Annotated in this window: 14 protein-coding genes and 1 pseudogene; 8 read left to right on the top strand and 7 right to left on the bottom strand. The window is 58.3% G+C overall.

Annotated elements, in window-relative coordinates:
- The first annotated feature begins 228 nt into the window (after positions 1-228).
- The 8 genes and pseudogenes from NJH59_RS04415 to NJH59_RS04380 form a co-directional block, all read left to right on the top strand.
- Positions 229-2928: a PAS domain S-box protein gene (locus NJH59_RS04415; protein WP_253086452.1), complete on the top strand. Its 2700-nt coding sequence runs from the start codon at positions 229-231 to the stop codon at positions 2926-2928.
- Positions 2925-4832, top strand: a complete 1908-nt coding sequence (locus NJH59_RS04410) for an ATP-binding protein (protein ID WP_253086451.1) — start codon at positions 2925-2927, stop codon at positions 4830-4832. The genes NJH59_RS04415 and NJH59_RS04410 overlap by 4 nt, the downstream gene beginning before the upstream one ends.
- Positions 4829-6793 carry an ATP-binding protein gene (locus NJH59_RS04405; RefSeq protein WP_253086450.1) on the top strand — a complete coding sequence of 655 codons (1965 nt, stop codon included), beginning with the start codon at positions 4829-4831 and terminating at the stop codon, positions 6791-6793. The genes NJH59_RS04410 and NJH59_RS04405 overlap by 4 nt, the downstream gene beginning before the upstream one ends.
- Positions 6790-9660, top strand: a complete 2871-nt coding sequence (locus NJH59_RS04400; protein ID WP_253086449.1) for a CHASE domain-containing protein — start codon at positions 6790-6792, stop codon at positions 9658-9660. Before NJH59_RS04405 ends, NJH59_RS04400 begins: the two co-directional genes overlap by 4 nt.
- On the top strand, positions 9653-10039 hold the full coding sequence (locus NJH59_RS04395) for a response regulator (RefSeq protein ID WP_253086448.1): 387 nt from the start codon (positions 9653-9655) through the stop codon (positions 10037-10039). Before NJH59_RS04400 ends, NJH59_RS04395 begins: the two co-directional genes overlap by 8 nt.
- Positions 10032-11693 carry a diguanylate cyclase gene (locus tag NJH59_RS04390; protein ID WP_253086447.1) on the top strand — a complete coding sequence of 554 codons (1662 nt, stop codon included), beginning with the start codon at positions 10032-10034 and terminating at the stop codon, positions 11691-11693. Before NJH59_RS04395 ends, NJH59_RS04390 begins: the two co-directional genes overlap by 8 nt.
- Before the next feature lie 333 nt (positions 11694-12026).
- Positions 12027-13196: a response regulator gene (locus tag NJH59_RS04385; RefSeq protein WP_253086446.1), complete on the top strand. Its 1170-nt coding sequence runs from the start codon at positions 12027-12029 to the stop codon at positions 13194-13196.
- Positions 13197-13267: 71 nt separating this feature from the next.
- A pseudogene (locus tag NJH59_RS04380) lies at positions 13268-13402 on the top strand (AbrB/MazE/SpoVT family DNA-binding domain-containing protein); the annotation flags it as partial.
- A gap of 74 nt (positions 13403-13476) precedes the next feature.
- Here the strand turns inward: NJH59_RS04380 and NJH59_RS04375 are convergent.
- From NJH59_RS04375 to eutC, 7 genes are all read right to left on the bottom strand, one after another.
- Positions 13477-14682: an integrase arm-type DNA-binding domain-containing protein gene (locus tag NJH59_RS04375; protein WP_253086445.1), complete on the bottom strand. Its 1206-nt coding sequence runs from the start codon at positions 14680-14682 to the stop codon at positions 13477-13479.
- Positions 14683-15064: 382 nt separating this feature from the next.
- Entirely contained in the window at positions 15065-15775 is a 711-nt protein-coding gene (locus NJH59_RS04370) for an XRE family transcriptional regulator (RefSeq protein ID WP_043863927.1), read from the bottom strand.
- 192 nt (positions 15776-15967) lie between these two features.
- Positions 15968-16495 (bottom strand): inorganic diphosphatase, encoded by a 528-nt coding sequence (gene ppa, locus NJH59_RS04365; RefSeq protein WP_043863926.1) that lies wholly within the window; start codon positions 16493-16495, stop codon positions 15968-15970.
- A 91-nt stretch (positions 16496-16586) separates the two neighbouring features.
- The gene (locus tag NJH59_RS04360) at positions 16587-17402 is read right to left on the bottom strand and encodes a zinc-dependent peptidase (RefSeq protein WP_253086444.1); all 816 of its coding nucleotides are present in this window, start codon (positions 17400-17402) and stop codon (positions 16587-16589) included.
- A 9-nt stretch (positions 17403-17411) separates the two neighbouring features.
- Complete coding sequence (locus tag NJH59_RS04355; RefSeq protein ID WP_043863945.1) at positions 17412-18062, bottom strand: DedA family protein; 651 nt, start codon at positions 18060-18062, stop codon at positions 17412-17414.
- Between the two features lie 274 nt (positions 18063-18336).
- Positions 18337-18795 (bottom strand): GNAT family N-acetyltransferase, encoded by a 459-nt coding sequence (locus NJH59_RS04350; protein ID WP_043863924.1) that lies wholly within the window; start codon positions 18793-18795, stop codon positions 18337-18339.
- A gap of 108 nt (positions 18796-18903) precedes the next feature.
- Positions 18904-19731, bottom strand: a complete 828-nt coding sequence (gene eutC / locus NJH59_RS04345; protein ID WP_054916334.1) for an ethanolamine ammonia-lyase subunit EutC — start codon at positions 19729-19731, stop codon at positions 18904-18906.
- Positions 19732-19738: the final 7 nt, after the last annotated feature.

Genomic DNA, 19738 nt, shown 5'->3' with positions numbered 1-19738 from the left:
GGTGCTGATGTCATGGCAGTAATGTGTGGTTGAGATTTTTTCGAATCAAATGGCTGCTTTGCAGCAGCGCTAACTGAGTGCGAACAGGCTGGCGTCGGCCAAAAGCAGTCACTTGTTGCGAAGATTCGCCGTCAGCTTGCGCCCGCAATTAAGGCAGGCTCACCTGACGATTTTCTCGCAAGGTTCATCTAATCTAACTGACTGTATCTGCCAACAGTAGGGCTTTGAATGCGCGACACTTCTAACCAGAAGCGAACTGAAGCAGCCTTGTGGGAGCAAGCAGAGCGCCTCAAAAGTATCATCGACGGAACTAACATCGGTACGTGGGAGTGGAACGTTCAGACCGGGGAAACCACCTTCAATGAACGCTGGGCGGAGATCATCGGCTACCGCCTTGAAGAACTGGCCCCCGTCGACATCAACACCTGGTTGAACCACGCCCATCCCGATGACCTCCGTGAGTCAGGCGCCCGCCTGGAGCGCCACTTCAGTGGCGAAACGCCCTTCTATGACTATCAATGCCGCATGCGCCACAAGTCGGGGCGCTGGGTTTGGGTGCATGACCGTGGGCGTGTTGTGAGTTGGACTGATGAAGGTAAGCCGTTGATGATGTATGGCACTCATGCCGATATCACCGAGATGCGCGAGCAGCAGGATGAGGCCCATCGAACCAGCGCCCAACTACAGGCCATTCTCGACTCGGCAACCGGCGTAAGCGTCATCGCCATCAACCCGGATGGGCTGATTACGCTGTTCAACCGGGGCGCTCAACGCCTGCTGGGCTATCAGGCAGAGGAAGTGGTTGGTCTCCAGACCCCGGCGTTAATCCACCTGGGTGATGAGGTTACGCAACGAGGTCGCGAGCTTTCACAGCTCGTAGGTCGCGAGATCAGTGGTTTCGAGGTTTTCGTCCATCTGGCGCGGCAGGGGGAGCCCGAAACGCGGCAATGGACCTATGTGCACAAAGATGGCACTCGGCGCAGAGTGAACCTGACGGTAAGTGCCATATTCGACAGGCAGGGCACGCTATCCGGTTTTCTGGGCATTGCTAGTGACATATCTGAATTGGAGTCCACCACTAGAGCGTTGCAGGAGAGCGAAAATCGTTTCCGGGGACTGGTGGCTAATCTGCCCGGTGTCGTCTATCGCTGTGAGAACGATGCCAATTGGACCATGCGTTACATGAGTGATGAAGTCTCTTCTCTGACCGGTTTTCCGGCCAGTGACTTCATTGATAACCGCGTCCGCAGCTTTTCCAGTGTCGTGCACCCTGATGACCTGCACATCACCTACCAGTCCGTCGCGGCCATTGAGCGACATGAAAAATTTGAGCTCACCTACCGGCTTAAGCATGTAGACGGTCACAGCGTCTGGGTGAGGGAGCAAGGTCGGGGTGAATACGACGCTAACGGTGATCTGCTCTGGGTGTCCGGCTTTATCTGGGATATCAGCGACCGCAAGGCAGCCGAGGACGCACTGCGCATCAGCGAGCGGCGCTTCAGTGGCGCATTCAACACTGCCCCCCAGGGCATTGCCATCGTCGACCTTGACGGGCGCTGGATGGAGGTCAATGACGCCCTCTGTCGCATGCTGGGGTACAGCCGTGAGGAGTTACTGCAGCTCGACTTTCAGCACATTACCCATCCCGATGACCTGGCCAAGGATTTGGCACTTCTGCAACAGCTTCTGGAGGGTGTGATCGCCGACTACCAACTGGAGAAGCGTTACGTCGACAAGCGCGGCAACGTGCTGTGGATTCTGCTCAGTGTTTCATTGGTACGCGACGCTCTGGGGGTACCCCTGCACTTCGTGTCACAGATTCAGGACATTACGGATCGCTTCGAGGCCGAGAAACGCCTGCGGGAACGTGAAGAATACCTCAGCACCCTGCTGGACAACGTCATCGATGCCATCGTGACCATCGATGAGAGCGGGTTGATTGAAACCTTCAACCCGGCGGCTGAGCGGATTTTCGGTTACGGGAAAGCAGACGTGGTAGGGCAGAACGTTAAGTTGTTGATGCCCGAGCGCTACCGTGAGCAGCATGATGAGTTCCTATTGGCCTACCGCGAGAGTGGCGTGCCACGCATGCTGGGTAAGGCCTTGGAATTGCCTGGACTGCGGCGCAATGGCGAGCTGTTCACCATGGAGCTCGCGGTGTCGCAGATCACCCTGCAGGGTCAGCGTCGCTTTATCGCCGTAGTCCGCGACGTCAGCGAGCGCAAGCGAATCGAGCGAATGAAGAATGAGTTCGTCTCCACCGTCAGCCACGAGTTGCGCACACCACTCACCTCAATTGCCGGGGCGCTAGGTCTGATCAATGGCGGGGCGCTGGGCGAGGTCCCTGCACAGATGGGGGAAATGTTGCGTATCGCCCAGAGTAACAGCCAGCGCTTGTCAGGTTTGATCAATGACCTGCTGGACATGGACAAGCTCGTGGCCGGCAAAATGACGCTTGATCTGCACAGGCTAAAACTCTGGCCGCTGCTGGCGACGGCCGTCGAACAGAACCAGCCCTATGCCACGCAGCATTCGGTGACTCTGCATTTGAAGCCGCCGCCGCTGGATGTCGAGGTACGGGTAGACAGGCAGCGCTTTGATCAGATCATGGCGAACCTGCTCTCCAATGCGGCCAAGTTCTCTGCGCCGGGCGCTGATGTTGAGGTTTCTGCAGCCCTGGCCGATGCGCGGGTGCGCATCAGCGTGCGTGACTTTGGCATGGGCATCCCTGAGGCCTTTCGCGCGCGCATCTTCGGCAAGTTCTCACAGGCTGATGCCACGGATACCCGGCAGAAAGGCGGAACAGGCCTGGGGCTGGCGATCACCAAGGAACTGATTGAGCGCATGGCGGGAGCCATCGGCTTTGAGTCCGTCGAGGGCCAGGGGACAGTCTTCTGGGTGGAGCTGCCTGTGGAGCAACACCCTTGATCCGGCCCAGCCACACGCCAAGCGTTACGAGCTGGGTAGGGCTTCTGGCGACGCTGCTGCTCATGGGTGGCCTGGTGGAGCTTGGACTCTGGCGCTACAACCAGTATAGGGATCAGGAGGAGCAGCGTTTTCTGCGTGCCCAGGGCTACGAAATGAGGGCGGTTCTGTTGGCCGAACTCAATGCCACGCTGCACCTCGCCAGCGGCTTGGCCAGTTATATACCGACCAAGCAGGGCCGCCTGGATGCAACCGAGCTGCAACCCTGGCTGCGTGGACTGTTCGCCCAGGGACGCTATATCCGCAATATTGGATTGGCGCCGGATAACCGGATTGCTTACCTCTACCCGCTTGAAGGAAATGAGTCCGCTCTGGGGCTTTACTACCCCGACCTTGCCGAGCAGTGGCCGCGGGTTCAGCACATCATCGCAAACAGGGCGCCGCAACTGGATGGCCCCCTGAATCTGGTGCAGGGCGGCAGAGGTCTTGTCTACAGGGTGCCGGTGTATTTGCAGGACCAACGCTACTGGGGGCTGATCAGCACGGTGATTGATTACGACCGGATCATGGCTTACCTGGATGCCTTGGCGCGCCAGCGTGATCTCGCGATTGACCTCCTACCCTTCGATGCCCCCGCAGCAGCCTCGGCAGGCAACGTTCGCCTGCCGGTATCGCTGGCCGGAGCAAAATGGCAACTGCAGGTTTCGAGTACATCTCAGCCGCTGGTTGCTTTGACCCTGGCCAGGGCTTTGGGCTGGAGCTTGGCCCTGCTCATCACCTGTCTGGCGGCCTGGATGATGCATTTGCACCGTCGTAGAGCAAGCCTGGCCCAGGCGCTGAATAGGAGTCAGCAGGACTTCATGCGAGCCTTCGACCTGGCTCCGCAAGGAATGGCAATGCTGAAAGCCACGGGGCAGCTTTTGGAAGTCAATCAGGCGCTATGCCAAATTCTTGAACGTAGCCGCGAAGAGTTAGTGAGTGCGGTACTGGCTGATTTCTGCCTGCCGAGTGACCGTGAGCTGTTGCGCCAACACCTCGCCCAAGAGTCCGGGCAGGCGCGGCGGGGCTGGTGGATACGGCTACTGGATGCAGAGCAGAACCCTGTCGACGTCGAATGCAGTGCCTCCTGGCTTGGGCAATCGGTGACCGGCGAAGCACTGTGTATACTGCATATTCAGGACATCACCGAGCGTTTACGTCTGCAGCAGATGCAACGCGAGTTCATTGCCAGTGTCAGCCATGAGCTGCGCACGCCACTGACTTCCATTGCAGGCTCCCTCGGCTTGATCAATGGGGGGGTTCTGGGCGAGGTGCCACAAGCGATGCAGGCACTGCTACAAATCGCTCAGTCCAACAGTTCGCGCTTGCATGAGCTGATCAACGATCTGCTGGATATGGAAAAACTGATGGCCGGGAAAATGCGTTACGACATCCGCGAGCAACCCATCTGGCCGCTGCTTGAGGATGCCATCACGCACAACCAGCCTTATGCTGATCAATATCAGGTTGCGCTTGAGCTGGTCGGCCATCCTGTAGAGGTCAACGTCGCCTTCGATAGTCAGCGTCTGGCGCAAGTCCTGGCCAACCTGATTTCCAACGCGGTCAAGTTTTCCCCGCCCGGATCAGTCGTAACTCTCAAAGCAAGTGTCGATCACGACTGGCTGAGGGTTAGTGTCAAGGACCGTGGTATTGGTATTAAGGACGAATTCAAGAGCCGGATATTCAGCCGGTTTTCGCAAGCGGATGCGGGCGATGCCCGGCAGAAGGGTGGTACCGGACTGGGACTGGCCATCTGCAAGGAGCTCATCGAAGCCATGTCGGGAAGCATTGGTTACGAATCACAGGAGCACTTGGGTAGCACCTTCTGGTTTGAGCTGCCGATTGCCAGTCAGGTGGTCAAGGAATGAGGACGCGCAAGTCTCCAGGGCATCCACCTACACCGTCGAATGAAAGTAGTCGCCTCGCCGCCCTGCTCAGATTTGAGCTGCTCGATACGCCTGCCGAGGCCATGTTCGACAACATCACGGCACTGGCGGCGCAGATCTGCGAAACCCCTATTGCGCTGATCTCGTTGGTCGATGCCGAGCGTCAGTGGTTCAAGAGTCGGCAGGGGCTGGACGCCCGTGAAACGCCGCGAGAGCTGGCGTTCTGTGCGCATGCCATCAACGGCGAAACCTTGTTCGAAGTGGAAAATGCCCTACTGGATCCACGCTTCAGGGACAACCCGCTGGTGACCGGCGCTCCGGATATTCGCTTTTATGCCGGCATGCCGCTTGCTGACAGTGAAGGCCATAACCTGGGCACTCTTTGCGTGATTGACCGCCAGCCACGTCAACTCAGCGTGCAACAGAAAGGCGCCCTCAAACTGCTCGCGCAGCAGGCCATCAATCTGTTCGAGCTGCGTTCGCAGACGCGGCAGCAGCAAGAGCAGGCGGCGTTGCATAAGGCGATTTTGAGCAGTGTAGGGACTGCGGTGTTGATCACTGACATGGCGGGCGTGATTCGGCAGGCCAGTCCGGGGGTTCTGCCTCTCCTGGGCTACGAGGTAGATGCCCTGGTCGGTCAAAGTCTCGGACTGGTGCTGCCGGATGAGGAGCGACAGCTGCAACCCGATCCCGCCAGGTCTTCTGTCAACTGCGGCTCTGAGCAGGCCAGCCTGCATGAGTTGAGGGCACGACATCGCAAGGGGCAGCGCATTCCCGTGCTGTTCAGCCTGGCGCCGATTGCCATGGATGGCAGTGCACAAATGGGCTATCTCTGCATCCTCAATGACCTGAGCTACCGCGAGGAAGCCCTGCAGCGCCTGCAGCACATCGCCGAGCAACTTCCCGGTGTGGTCTACCAGTTCCAGCTGTATTCCGACGGTCGCAGTTGCTTCCCCTATGCCAGCGAGGGGCTACGGGATGTTTACGGACTGCAGCCCGAAGAGGTGCGAGAAGACGCGAGCAGCGTTTTCGCGCGTATTCACCCGGATGATCTTCTCGCCGTGACCGCCAGCATTCAGACGTCAGCGGAACACCTGAGCGTCTGGCACCGAGAGTACCGTTTCCTGCATCCCATAAAGGGCCTCATATGGCTGGAAGGTCGGTCTATGCCACAGCCGCGTGCCGACGACAGCATTCTCTGGCATGGCTTTATCACTGACATCACTCAGCGAAAACATCTGGAGCAGATGAAGAACGAGTTTGTCTCGACCGTCAGTCATGAGCTGCGCACGCCCCTTACTTCCATTGCGGGCTCGCTGGGGCTGATCAACGGTGAGGCATTGGGTCCTGTACCGAATGCAATGCGAGAGATGCTGTTGATCGCCCAGAGCAATTCTCAGCGCTTGCGGCAATTAATCGATGATCTGCTGGACATGGACAAGTTGCTTGCAGGCAAGATGAGCTTTATCCCCCAGCAACTGGATATCGACAGCTTCCTGGCCGAGTGTGTCACTAGCCATCAGGGGTTCGCCCGTCAGCATGATGTGCAGCTTAGCTACACGGGAGGGCCGGTAGCCCAAGTCACCGCGGACCCAATGCGCTTACAGCAGGTGCTCAGCAACCTGCTGTCCAATGCCCTGAAGTTCTCGCCAGCAGGCAGTCAGGTGCTTCTATCTGCTCAGGCGCTTGGCGGACAGATCAGAATTTTGGTGGTCGATCAGGGGCCTGGCGTTCCAGCCGAGTTTGTTGATCGTCTTTTCGAGAAGTTCTCCCAGGCCGATGCCAGTGACCGTCGGCAGAAAGGTGGCACCGGGCTGGGGCTTGCCATCAGCAAGGAGCTGATGGAACGCATGGGAGGATGCATCGGCTTCTATCCGCGTCCCGGAGGCGGCTCTGTTTTTTGGGTTGAGCTACCCGCTCTATTTCAGGATGAAACGCTATGACGATGCTTGAACATGCTTTGGCCAAAGGGCCCCGATGGATGCCTCTCGTGGTTCTTTTGTGCGGCTTATTGAGCACTCTGGGAGCTTGGTACGCGCTTAGCGCCATCCAGGAGAAAGCAGCCGATCGTGAGTTTCAGCAACTGGGTAATGAGGTGCTGGAGGCGATCGAGAAGCGGATGAACAATCATCGCCAGGTACTGCTGGGAGGGGCAGCTCTGTTCGACGCTAGCAACGACGTGAGCCGCGATGAGTGGCGGCGCTATGTGCAACGTTTGGATCTGGAGTCCAACTACCCAGGAATTCTTGGGCTTGGCTACAGTCAGGTCGTGCAGCCGGATCAACTGCAGATTTTTGAGGAGAGCCTGCGCAAACAGGGCTTTGCTGAGTTCGCCATTAAACCTGCAGGAAAGCGCGATCTGTATACCTCAGTCATCTATCTGGAGCCATTTACAGGGCGAAACCTGGCGGCTTTCGGCTTTGACATGTTTTCCGAGCCTACGCGGCGTTCAGCCATGAGCAGGGCGGTTGAAACCGGTCTCCCCCAGCTGAGCAGCAAAGTTACGCTCGTTCAGGAGAATAAGGGGCCTGCTCAAGCAGGTTTGCTGATGTACGTGCCGGTCTATCGGCCTGGGGCGCCGTTGAATTCTTCTGCCAAGCGCTGGGAAGCAATACGTGGTTTCGTCCATAGCCCTTACCGTATGACCGATCTGATGCAAGCGGTTCTCGATGGTAGGGATTGGCAGATCGACTTCGCCCTCTACACAGGAGCAATAGCCGCTCCTGAACAGAAGATTTTCATTAGCCATCCGCGACTTGAGCAGGCAGATAAACCTTCACGCACCGAGCAGCTGGAGTTGTTTGGCCAGCCACTTACTGTGAGCTTCTACATGCAGCCCGGGTTCTACGGGCGCTTCCAGCAAGAGCAGGGCCTGTTGCTGATTCTGGGTGGCGTGATCAGCTTGCTGCTGTTTTTTCTAACGCAGGTTCTTGCCAATGGCCAGCAGCGAGCCATCGGCCTGGCTAACGAAATGACATCCCAGCTGCGCAATAGTAAGGCAAGACTTAAACGCGTCTTGCAGGGTGGCCACGATGGCTGGTGGGACCAGGACACTGAGGCGGGCCGTTTCTTTGCCTCGACTCATACCTGGCAGATGCTCGGGTATCCCGACCAGGGGCCTCAACCGCCTCTCAGGGACCTTGTGCAACTGGTTCACGCTGACGATGTTGCGGCGCTTCGTGCCCGGCTTGCGGCTCCTGAAGGGGCAATAGAGCATTACCTCAATCATGAATGCCGATTGATACGCCAGGATGGCCAACCTCTTCCCGTGCTTTTGCGAGCGCTGATTCGATGCTCGCCAGACGGACGTGTGCTCGGCGCCAGCGGCACCGCGATGGACCTTACCGAGCAGAAGCGCATCGAGCAGCTCAAGAGTGATTTTGTCTCCACGGTCAGTCATGAGCTACGTACGCCACTGACCTCGATTTCAGGCTCTTTGGGCTTGGTCACCGGCGGCGCGCTTGGTGCCGTACCGGACAGCATGCGACCCATGCTGGAAATCGCCCAGCAGAATAGTCAGCGGCTAGGCCACCTGATCAATGATCTTCTGGACATGGACAAACTCGCCGCCGGGAAGCTCAGTTTCGAGTTCACCAACCTCGAGTTGGGTCAGCAACTCAATGAAGCCCTTCTCAGCAATGCCTCCTATGCTGAGCAACATCAGGTGCAGCTGGCGCTTGATCCCATGCCTCCTGTCAAGGTGCGTGCCGATGCGCTTCGGCTGCAACAGGTGCTCGCCAATTACTTGTCAAACGCCATCAAGTTCTCTCCTTCCGGCGCTTCGGTGCGGCTGCACAGTACGCTTAGAGATGGGCGCGTCAGAGTAAGCGTCACAGACAGTGGGCGGGGCATCCCGGAGCATTTCCACCCACACATCTTCCAGAAGTTCTCCCAGGCAGACAGCAGTGATCAACGGCAAAAGGGCGGCACCGGACTTGGCCTGGCGATAACCAAAGAGCTTATTGAGCGTATGGGTGGCCAGGTGGGTTTTGATTCTCGTGAGGGCCAAGGCAGCACATTTTGGTTCGAGCTGCCGGTGCTGGTCGAGAACCATCCACTCACTGATATTCAGCGTCCAACCATCCTGGTGGTGGAGGATGAGCCTGACGTAGCCCGGCTGCTCCAGCTAATGCTTGAGGGCGGTGGTTATCAGGCAGTACTGGCTGAAAACCTGGCTGAGGCGAGGCATATCCTGGCAACGCGCGAAGTGGCCGCCGTAACCTTGGACTTACGCCTGCCTGACGGCCACGGTTTTGAGCTCCTGTTGGAAATTCAGCGTGTACTGCGCAAGAAGGATTTACCCGTCATTGTCATCTCCGCGGCAGCCGAGCTAGGGCAACTTAATCTCCAGGGGGGTATGCACATAGTTGACTGGCTGGATAAACCCATCGACCCGCATCGACTAATGAGCGGCCTGCGTCGTGCACTCGGCAGCGCGCGGGGACAGCCTCGCATTCTGCATATCGAGGATGATCCTGATCTGCGCATGGTTGTTGCCGAGCAGGCTAGAAGCCTGGCTGAGTGCGAGGGGGCCGGTAATCTCATGGAGGCCCGGCAGCAGTTGGCATCTGGCTCATGGGATCTGGTGCTGCTTGACCTGCACCTGCCAGATGGTGATGGCTTCACTCTCATTGAGGAGATTCATCAGGCCCATCCAGGACTACCGATAGTGGTACTGTCTTCGACAGAGCTTTCGACGGAACAGCTGAGTTTTGTCGAGGCAGCATTGGCCAAATCCCGAACAGAGCCACAGGCATTCCTGGATGTGCTCGCTCGCCTACTACCGACCAAAGGGGATGATCATGCCTGAGCTGAAGCGCATATTGCATGTGGAGGACGACCCCTCCATTCAGGCTGTGGCCAAAGTCGCCCTGGAGGCTGTCGGCGGATTCGAGGTGCTGAGTTGCAGCAGCGGTCAGGACGCCATCGATAGAGTGGCAAGTTTTGCGCCGGATTTTATTCTGCTGGATGTCATGATGCCCGGAATGGATGGCCCGCAGACGCTTGAGCAATTGGTCAACCTGGTGGACATCAACGTTGTCCCTGTCGCCTTTATGACTGCCAAGGTACAGCCTGCAGAGGTCGAACATTACCTGAGCCTCGGCGCACGTGACGTAATCATAAAACCCTTCGATCCGATGCAGTTGGCAAGTCAGATACGTGCCATTTGGAGCCGCTCGAATGGATAGACAGAAGCCGTTGGCTGACCTGCAAGCTCAGTTACAGCTGTTGGGCGAGCAGTTTGCACAGCGCCTCAAGGAAGAGCTGCCGCAGCTGGCAGATAGGGCGCAGCAGTTGCAGCGTTCCTCTGATCCAACAGAGCAGCTTGAGCACCTACAGGATCTGCGCAACCAGCTGCATAAGCTGGCGGGGAGTGCAGGTACCTTCGGCTTCAAGGAGCTGGGAGATCAAGCTCGATTGCTTGAACAGCACTCGCAGCAATGGCTCAGCAGTCTAGAGTTGCAGCGCAAGGGATTGGACACTTTTGTTGATGATATCCAGGCACTGGCGTGCACTTCATATCTAGCAGTAAAGGTGAATCCTGCTCCCGCCCCTATCGATCTGCCGCGCAGCAGCGCCCCGAACGAAGGCTCCCGTCTCATCTACATCCTCGAGGATGAAGAAAGTGTGGGTGAGAGCATCCGTCGAACGCTCTCGACGTTCGGCTATCAAGCTCGCCACTTTATCTGCACTACCGAACTTGATGAGGCGATAGCGCGGCAGAGTCCTGATGCTTTGATTGTCGACGTCAATCTCGGCACCGCTCAGCAGAGCGGATTGGAGTACGCGTCCTCACTGCTTGCTCGTCTCCCGCAGGTGCCTCCGTTGCTGGTGCTGACGACGCAGGATGACTTCGCTACTCAGCTACAGGCTGCACGCCTTGGTGCCGTCGGTTTTTTCAGCAAACCTGTGGATGTGGCCAAGCTTGAGAGTCGCCTTGAGAGGTGTTTCGCCCAACAAGGGGCGACTCCCTATCGAGTGTTGATCGTTGATGATGACTATGAGTTGGCCAATCACTATCGCTTGGTGCTGAGCGCGGCAAATATGCTGGTTGAGGTAGTCAATGAGCCGAGCCAGCTACTTGAGACCATTGCTCAATTCAGTCCAGAGGTTCTGCTGCTGGATGTGAACATGCCCGGCAGCTCGGGTCCCGAGCTTGCCCAGATGATCCGCTTCAACGATGACTGGATCCGAATACCGATCATCTATCTTTCGGCCGAAACCGATATCGGGTTGCAAATGAGTGCCTTGCTTAAGGCGGGTGATGACTTCGTCACCAAGCCCATATCCGATAAGAGCCTTATCGCTACAGTGTTTGCCAGGGCACAGAGGGCAAGACTACTCAGCAATGCGTTGTCTCGAGACAGCCTGACGGGGCTGCTGAAGCATGCGGATATCAAGGAGCAGGTTGCGGTAGAGCAGGAGCGCGCAATGCGTACAGGCAAGCCTGTAAGCGTGGTGATGCTGGATATTGACCATTTCAAGAAGGTCAACGATTCATACGGCCATGGTGTTGGTGACAACGTGATTCGGGCACTCGCTAATCTGCTCAGGCAAAGACTCCGCAGAGTCGACGTTATTGGTCGCTACGGTGGTGAAGAATTCCTGGTAGTACTGCCCGAGTGCAGTGGAGCTCAAGCAGTACAGATACTGGAAAAAATGCGTCAGCAGTTCTCGCGAATTAGCTTCTCCAGTGAGATGGGAGATTTCAATGCCAGCTTGAGTGCAGGCGTAGCATCATGTGTTGAGCTGGAAGCCAGTGCGCTTATCGACGCTGCCGATAAGGCACTCTACGCTGCAAAAAATACGGGGCGGAATAGGGTGTGTTTGGCTGAGATATAAATTTCAGGCTTCTTAATTGGATGGCTAAACATACCGATTTTAGTGTGGTCGCTTTTGCTGGTTAGCGACAGACTAGCCTATCCATTGCCATCTCCAAGGAGCCGTCTACCTTGAGCCCAATGTATCGAAAAGTGACCTCCAGCTTCGTCTGGCCAAGCACTACTTGAGCAGCCCTTGGGTTCTTCGTCGAAGGGCATGGTGAGTCCTCCAGGCGAGGATGGCGAGCTATTGCGGTGGTCGCTAACTGACCAGAAGCGTGCGCTTGTCTAGCGTAGATTCGTCTCTAACACTGTTGGTTGGAGTGTCTACGGCAGTAGGGACAATTCAGGAAATGTGCCTATCTTTTTTGAAGGTTTCAAGGATTGGGAAGAAACGTCAATGCGTGTGATGGTTGTGGATGACGACCCTTGGTTGGCAGGTTTGCTTAAGCAGCTGGTGTTGAATAAGAGGCCAGGTGCAGAGGTTGATTGTTACGGGGATGTCAAAAGCGCTTATGCCGGATGGCAGAGCAACAAATATCAACTCATACTGGCCGACTGGAACCTTCCCGATGACTCTGGCCTGACGTTGTTTAAGTTGATTCGTAAGCATGACAAGGAAACGCCGCTGGTCATGATTACTGGCCGTGCGGATCGTGAAAGCGTTCTTGCAATCAGACCGTTGGCTATTAGTGCTTACATCACAAAACCCTTCTATGTGCCAAAAGTACTGGAGTGCCTGGAGAGCCTCCTGCCGGCGGATAATCCGACTGTGGCTCATGAACTGGTTCGTGAGGACCTGACGACATTCTTGTCCGGTCGGTCCGCCGCGGATCTGGATTTACCGTTGATGCACCAAGTCAAGGATCGGTTGATGCTGGCTGCCCTCGGTACGCCCTTGGATTTTCGAGAGTTGGCCGAGGAATGGCAACACGACCCCGCTCTCTGTACTTTTCTGATTGCTGCAGCCAACAGCCCAGCCTATCTATTGGGAGAGCAGCGCTGTGCCAGCTTGGTAGACGCACTGAAGCGCTTAGGCGGGCGCACTAGCCTCAATCTGGCAATTGCTCTGGCACTGCGGCAGACCAGCAGTTCTACAAATGTGCTGCTCTCGGTCTTCATTCAAGGGCATCTGGATGCCTCGGAGCGACTGGCTGAAAGGGTCGTGCAATTGGCCCGGCAGGCTGGTGTAGAGCATGGTGCCTTGCAGGCAGCGGCAATACTGCATCGACTGGGGGAATTATGTGTTTTGCAGCAGGTGCAAATATGGGCAGAGCGTGGCAACCATCTGGACGACGGCGCCGTCATCCAGGCATGCGATGACTATGCCAAGCCCTTTGCTATTGCTCTTAAGGCGTATTGGGGGGTGCCAATAACATTGCGTGAACTGATTGGTGCTGTTTATGCGTTACCGCAGTTTCAGGTGCGTCGCGACCAGGTGCTAATGCGTCTAGCAGCTGCTATGAGTAATAGCGAGCCAGCAGATGTGATTGAGAGCCTGAAACGCCTTGCGGGCATAAGTTGAGGTATCCACTCGCATCGAGAGCGTTTCAGTATGAGTGGGGGGCTATAAAGCGGGGATAAGGAACTGCACGAGATGTTGGCAGCATTCTCTATGTGATTGAGGAGTACGTCGGCAATATCCGATGCATTGTACTCAGCAAGACACCTCGGATTCCGGATCGTACCGATGAGTTGGTCGACCACTGGAATCGTTCTGGAGGCGAATAGCACCAATCACCGTAGGCAGCCTTGGTCGGTTTGTGCCTGTTACTACCGGCTCCTTTGCGTCTGGTTGTCGACGATTAGTTTTGGCTCGTGCAGAACTCGGCCCAGTCCGCCATCAGTGCCCTGCGTTTTTCCAGAAGATCGGAGCGTGAATAGGCCGCCTCCGTCTGGTCGCGTTCGTCATGGGCAAGCGCAAGCTCGCATACCTCTCGTGGGTAGTTTGTGCATTCGTTTGCCCAATCCCGGAAGGTCGATCGAAAGCCATGTCTCGTGATGTCTGCATACCCCAGCTTGTGCAGAAGGTTGCGGACTGCGTTGCCATGCATGACACCAGTCTTCCCTTGCCCAGGGAAAAGATAGATTGAATGAGTCTTATTCATGGCATTCAGCATCTCGACTACCTGAGGCGATAGGGGGATGACGAAGGGTTTTCGCATCTTCATGCGCTCAGCCGGCAGTGCCCAAGTGCCAGTTTCGAGGTCAAACTCAGACCATTGAGCATGTTGGATCATGTGGTAACGAGCACCGGTCAGAATCAGTAATCTCGTTGCGATGGCGTCACGTGTATCGATGTTGGCCAGGGTGGATATCAGCTTCGGAGTGTCTTTCCACTGCAGTGCTGGGAAGTGCTGGCGCTGCCTGGCCTTCTTCTTCTCTGCCTTGCTCAGCAAGTTGTCCAAGTGCCCGCGCCAGCGGGCAGGATTGTCTCCCTCGCGTAAACGCCGAGTCTTGGCTGCATCCAGTATTTGCTCGATCTGGCCCCTGATTTCATCAGCAGTCCGTGTCTTGGTTACCCAGATGGGTTGCAATGCAGCAAGCACATGCTCGGTGCTGATGATGTCAGCCGACAACTTGCCCATGGTCGGGAAAGCGTAGAGCTCCAGTTTGCGCAGCCAGCCTTTCCGCCACTTCTCAGACCAGCTGCCGCCATGTGCCTGTTGGTATTCGCGAGCGAGATCTTCGAACGTCGTGCGACGTGCTGCAGCCTGGCGTTCGGCTTCGCGCTTGGCTTCCTTTGCTGCATCGCGGGTTGCCAGTGGGTCGCTTCCGGAAGCTAGAAGCTTGCGTTGATCGGCGGCCAACTGCCGGGCTTGGCTGAGTGTGATGGCGGGGAAGGGGCCTAGCCCCATTTCGCGGCTGCGGCCATCCAGCTTGTAACGGAAGATCCAGCTGGTGCCGCCGCTCTTGGATACCTGGAAGTACAGGCCATCGCCATCATTGGTTTTTCCTGGCGTTGCAGCCTTGGCTATCGACTCCACGGTCTTGCTGGTCAGCTTGCCCATCACTCGCTCCTACTCCAACCCACACCCCTCGACCCACACTTTGACCCACACCTTGGTCGCGGATTTTATGGATGGTTACTGGATGTCTTAGGACGGATGCTAAGCTGTAAGGCGCGTATTTACTAGTGCTGTAGGATCTTGTCGGATTTCTTCGGGCAATAAAAAAGCCGGCTTGTGGCCGGCTTCTCGGGGACAGTCTTGGCTGACTTTTGGTAAGCCGCAACCGCCTTCAAATCGTGATCCGGCGCTGGGGCCGGGGGTGGCGGGGGCAGTGTGTGCCGCGCCACGCCCTCAGGATGCAAGGCTGCAACCGGGGCTTGAGTGCGGCACAGCATACTGGGAATGGATCGCAATGCCCAGCAAAAAAACCGCTGCAACCGCTTTAGCGCGGGCGATCATCCCGCAGGTGAGCCCACCAGAACACCCACCCCAGCACCTCCAGACCCTGGTTGCGGATTTGCGACAGGCTGTAGGTTTCGCTCGGAAATTCGTCACCGTCATGGCTGTGCAGACGCAACGCGCCATTGGCCCGTTCGCTCAAGGTGTGCACGCGCAAGCGCCCGTTGTGCAGCAGCGCGTATATCTCGCCCTCGATCACGCGGGTCAGGCTGCGGTCTATCGCCAAGGTCGCGCCGTACTGCAGCAAGGGGTTCATGTTGTAGTCGGGCATGCTCACGCAAAGCGCCTGCGCAGCATCGACCCCGAGGTTGTCCAGCGCACAGCGCGGCAAACGCAGGTGGCGGCCAGGGATTTCGGCAAACTGCCGGGGCTGCGCATGGTAGAAGGGCAGCAGCACGTCCTGCTCGCCATGCGCGGCGAACAGGCTGTGGTCCGGGGCCTGCTGCTCCTGCTCGCCACGGTTGCGGCTGACCCGCGGCAGCGGGTTGTGGTGCTTGGGGCCCTCGCCGGTGCGTAGCCAGCGAGGGCGTACGCACAGCAGTTCGGCAATCTCGTCCAGACGCGCCATAGGCACGCCGCGCTGGAACCAGTTGTTCACATGCTGCGGCGTCACCCCGCGCTGGGCGGCAAAGTCGGAAGCGGTCAGGTTGCACTCGCGCAGGAGCGCTTTCAAACGATCACCAGATGTATTCATGGTGATTGAGTTTAGTGAGGGAAAAGAAGGGTTTATATAAACATTGGGTTGAAGTGTTTCGCGGGCAAAAGCGGGGGTATTACAGGGGGTTCTGTTGGTGTTGTAGGAATAATCGGACGCTGTTGGTTCAAGCAGCGAGCCGCAGATGCAAAAAAGCCCCGCAATCGCGGGGCTTTTCCTCAAGCGCAGTGCTTAGCCCTTGTAGGCTGCCACCGACTTGGTGATCTCGGCACGGGCCGCTTCTGCGTCACCCCAGCCGTCGATCTTGACCCACTTGCCTTTCTCCAGATCCTTGTAGTTCTCGAAGAAGTGCTTGATCTGCTCCAGCAGCAGTGCCGGCAGGTCGGTGTACTCTTTGACGTCGACGTACAGCTGCGACAGCTTGTCGTGCGGTACGGCGATGACCTTGGCGTCGCCGCCGCCGTCGTCGGTCATGTGCAGGATGCCGACCGGGCGAGCACGGATCACCGAACCTGGGGCTACCGGGTACGGGGTCACCACCAGCACGTCCAGCGGATCACCGTCGTCAGCCAGGGTGTTGGGGATGAAGCCGTAGTTGGCCGGGTAGAACATTGGGGTGGCCATGAAGCGGTCCACGAACAGGCAATCGCTGTCCTTGTCGATCTCGTACTTGATCGGTGCGTGGTTGGCTGGAATCTCGATGGCGACGTAGATGTCGTTCGGCAGGTCTTTGCCAGCCGGAATCTTGCTGTAGCTCATTGGGCATTGCCCCCATGTTTGGCCAAAAATTGGTCGCGATTATAGGCACATTCCGTAACGCTTGCCACGCCCGGCCAGATGCCCGGCCTGGTCAATTAGTCGTGTGCTGGTAGTGCGGATGGCTACGTTGCAGCTGTTGCAGGCGGGCCAGCGGATCCTGGCGGTAGAACGCGCTCAGTTGCGCGTAAACCGCGGGGTAGGCCTGCATCAGCAGGTCCGGGGCACTGAAGAAGTACTCGCTGGTCACGGCGAAGAATTCGGCCGGGTTTTCCGCGGCGTAGGGGTCGATGGCCGTTTCGGCATCGGGGTTGCGGTCAAGCTGGCGGTTGAGATCGTCGTAGGCCTGCTGCATGGCCTGCGCCCAGTCCGCCACGCGCATGCTGTCATGCAGCGGCGGCAGGCCATTGGCATCGCCGTTGAGCATGTCGAGCTTGTGCGCCAGCTCGTGAATCACCAGGTTGTAGCCTTCCCAGCCACCGCTGGCCAGCACCCCGGGCCAGGCCAGGATCACCGGGCCCTGCTGCCAGGCCTCGCCACTGTGTTCGCCGTCCCATTCATGCTCCACACCGCTGGCATCACGGTGGCGCTGGGGGCTGACGAAGTCATCGGGGTAGAGCACGATTTCATGGAAGCCCTGGTACCAGTTCAGATCGCCCAGGTGCAGCAGCGGCAGTTGCGCCTGGGCCGCCAGGTGCAGGCGCTGCTCGGCATCGGCGTCGACGCCGGGCAGGGTGGTGAGGTGCTTTTGCTGCAGGAACAGGATGCAGACTTCACGCAGCCAGTGATCTTCTTCGTCGCTGATGCCGTCGAGCATCGGCAGGCCCTCGCGTACCCGCTGCCACTGCTGCGGCTCGATCGGGTAGCGGGCCAGGGTACGACGGCGCCGCCAGGCGCTCAGGCTCCACATGTGCGCGGGTTACTGGGCCTTGGCCTGGCCACGGCCCATGCGGCTGCGCACCAGGCCGATGATCATCGGCACCAGCGACAGCAGGATGATCGCCACGATCATCAGCGACAGGTTGGACTTGATGAACGGCACGTTGCCGAAGAAGTAGCCCAGCGTCACCAGGCCACACACCCACAGGATGGTGCCGGCGACGCTGAACATCAGAAAACGCGGATAGACCATTTTTGCCAGGCCCGCGACGAAAGGCGCGAAGGTGCGCAGGATCGGCAGGAAGCGCGCCAGGGTGACGGTCTTGCCGCCATGGCGTTCGTAGAAGTCGTGGGTCTGCTGCAGGTAGTCGCGGCGGAAGATCTTCGAGTCGGGGTTGCGGAACAGGCGTTCCCCGGCCGTTCGCCCGATCACGTAGTTGGTGCTGTCGCCCAGGATGGCTGCCGCCATCAGCAGGCCGCACAGCAGTACCGGGTCCATGCCGCCGCCGGCGGCCACGGCACCGGCGATGAACAGCAGCGAATCGCCCGGCAGGAACGGCATGACGACCAGGCCGGTCTCGCAGAAGATCACCAGGAACAGGATGGCGTAGATCCACGGACCGTAATTGTTGACCAGCAAATCGAGGTAGGTATCGAGATGCAGAATGAGGTCCAGCGGGTTGAAATCCATGTACGGCACCTTGTTCAAGACCCGGCTCTACGGGCATGCGAGGACTGGCAGTGCGAAGTGTGTAGCCGTTACCCGGGGTAAGGGTAAAATTTCACACAAATTGAAAGGCCGCATTATACGGGCATGGCGTGATTATGGCGGAGCAGTTTGTAGCGGCGGATTTCTGGGCCCCAGCGCAGCGGGGCTGCTATGCAGCCCATCGCCAGCAAGGCTGGCGCCTACATGGCCAGTGCGCAGACCTGTGGAAGCCGGCTTTGCTGACGAAGGATGCCCGTCAGTCGGAATGGATCGGGAGGATATAGCTCTTGAACTCGGTATCTGCCTTGAACCCCATCGACTCGTAGGTCTTCATTGCCACCTCGTTGTCGCTGCTGGTCGAGGCGCGCAGGCGCACGGCGTTGGTGTCCTTGGCCAGTTTCTTCGCCTCGCGCATCAGGTTGTCGGCCACCAGCATGCGCCGCGAGTCTTCGGCCACATAGATGTCGTTGAGTATCCATACGCGCTTGAGCGACAGCGACGAAAAGCTCGGGTACAGCTGGCAGAAACCCATCAGCTTGTTGTCATCGTCGTCCGGCAGCGCCAGGTAGATGATCGACTCGTCGCGCTCCAGGCGTTTTTCCAGAAACGAGCGCGAAGAGTCCGGATAGGGCAATTGCCCATAGAACTCGCGGTATTTGACGAACAGAGGGGCGAGCAGATCCAGATGCTCAAGAGTTGCTTTGATAATTCGCATAAGCAGGCCTCGGGTCCATGGGGAGTGGCGGCGAACCTCGGGCAGCCGTCACCCCAGATGCTGCCTAAAGCGCGAAAAAAGCGCAATCCGCTAAAAAGTGGTCAGTTCTCAATCATTGCCGAGTAAGAAGTTTCCATTTTTAGGGGTGTCGGCGTCTGATTCCAGGGTCTGGACCTGGGCTTCATCCTTCAGGTTGACCCCCGAGAGCTGCCGACGGCAGGCCTCGCGCATCAGGTACAGCAGGCGGTGGGCGGCCATGCCGTAGCTCAGCCCCTCCAGGCGTACGTTGGAAATGCAGTTGCGGTAGGCGTCGGTGAGGCCGACCCTGGGGCTGTAGGTGAAATACAGGCCCAGGCTGTCGGGGGAGCTCAGGCCCGGACGTTCGCCGATCAGGATCACGGTCATTTTCGCGCCCAGCAGTTCGCCGACTTCATCGGCCACCGCCACCCGGCCCTGCTCCACCAGCACCACCGGGGCGGTGGACCATCCCTCGGCATCGATGTGCTCCTGCAGACGGTTGAGAAACGGCAGCGTGTGCCGGTGCACCGCCAGGGCCGAGAGGCCGTCGGCCACGATGATCGCCAGGTCGACCCCGCCCGGGTTGGCCTGGGCATGCTCGCGCAGTTGCCGGGCCGATTCCTCATGCAGGCGCCGCCCCAGGTCCGGGCGTTGCAGGTAGCTGTGGCGGTCGCTGGCGGCGCTGTGCAAGAGGATGCTGTCGCGCCCGCGTTCGCTCAGCTGTTCGCGCAGGCCCGCATGGTCGAATGCCAGGTGCACGGCATCGCGGGCCTGGGCGTGGGCGCACTGGAAGTCCAGCTGTGCGCGGGTCGGCAGGCTGGTACCGGTGCGCCCCAGGGCGATGCGCGCCGGGGTCAGGCGGCGCAGGTCGAGCCAGGGGTTGTCGCTGTTGTCGTGCTGCGTGGGTTGCTTGTCCATGGCTCGC

This window comes from Pseudomonas sp. VE 267-6A, from assembly GCF_024126555.1.
Classification (GTDB): Bacteria; Pseudomonadota; Gammaproteobacteria; order Pseudomonadales; family Pseudomonadaceae; genus Aquipseudomonas; species Aquipseudomonas palmensis.
The sequence above is the reverse complement of the archived record's forward strand: the minus strand, read 5'-3'. Positions and strand labels throughout refer to the sequence as shown.

Bases quoted from the DNA above. Each gene is read 5' to 3' on its own strand.
- NJH59_RS04415 (WP_253086452.1), top strand. From the start codon at position 229: ATGCGCGACACTTCTAACCAGAAGCGAACTGAAGCAGCCTTGTGGGAG.
- NJH59_RS04390 (WP_253086447.1), top strand. From the start codon at position 10,032: ATGGATAGACAGAAGCCGTTGGCTGACCTGCAAGCTCAGTTACAGCTG.
- NJH59_RS04405 (WP_253086450.1), top strand. From the start codon at position 4,829: ATGAGGACGCGCAAGTCTCCAGGGCATCCACCTACACCGTCGAATGAA.
- NJH59_RS04355 (WP_043863945.1), bottom strand. From the start codon at position 18,062: ATGGATTTCAACCCGCTGGACCTCATTCTGCATCTCGATACCTACCTC.
- eutC (WP_054916334.1), bottom strand. From the start codon at position 19,731: ATGGACAAGCAACCCACGCAGCACGACAACAGCGACAACCCCTGGCTC.
- NJH59_RS04360 (WP_253086444.1), bottom strand. From the start codon at position 17,402: ATGTGGAGCCTGAGCGCCTGGCGGCGCCGTCGTACCCTGGCCCGCTAC.
- NJH59_RS04400 (WP_253086449.1), top strand. From the start codon at position 6,790: ATGACGATGCTTGAACATGCTTTGGCCAAAGGGCCCCGATGGATGCCT.
- NJH59_RS04350 (WP_043863924.1), bottom strand. From the start codon at position 18,795: ATGCGAATTATCAAAGCAACTCTTGAGCATCTGGATCTGCTCGCCCCT.
- NJH59_RS04370 (WP_043863927.1), bottom strand. From the start codon at position 15,775: ATGAATACATCTGGTGATCGTTTGAAAGCGCTCCTGCGCGAGTGCAAC.
- NJH59_RS04395 (WP_253086448.1), top strand. From the start codon at position 9,653: ATGCCTGAGCTGAAGCGCATATTGCATGTGGAGGACGACCCCTCCATT.
- NJH59_RS04375 (WP_253086445.1), bottom strand. From the start codon at position 14,682: ATGGGCAAGCTGACCAGCAAGACCGTGGAGTCGATAGCCAAGGCTGCA.
- ppa (WP_043863926.1), bottom strand. From the start codon at position 16,495: ATGAGCTACAGCAAGATTCCGGCTGGCAAAGACCTGCCGAACGACATC.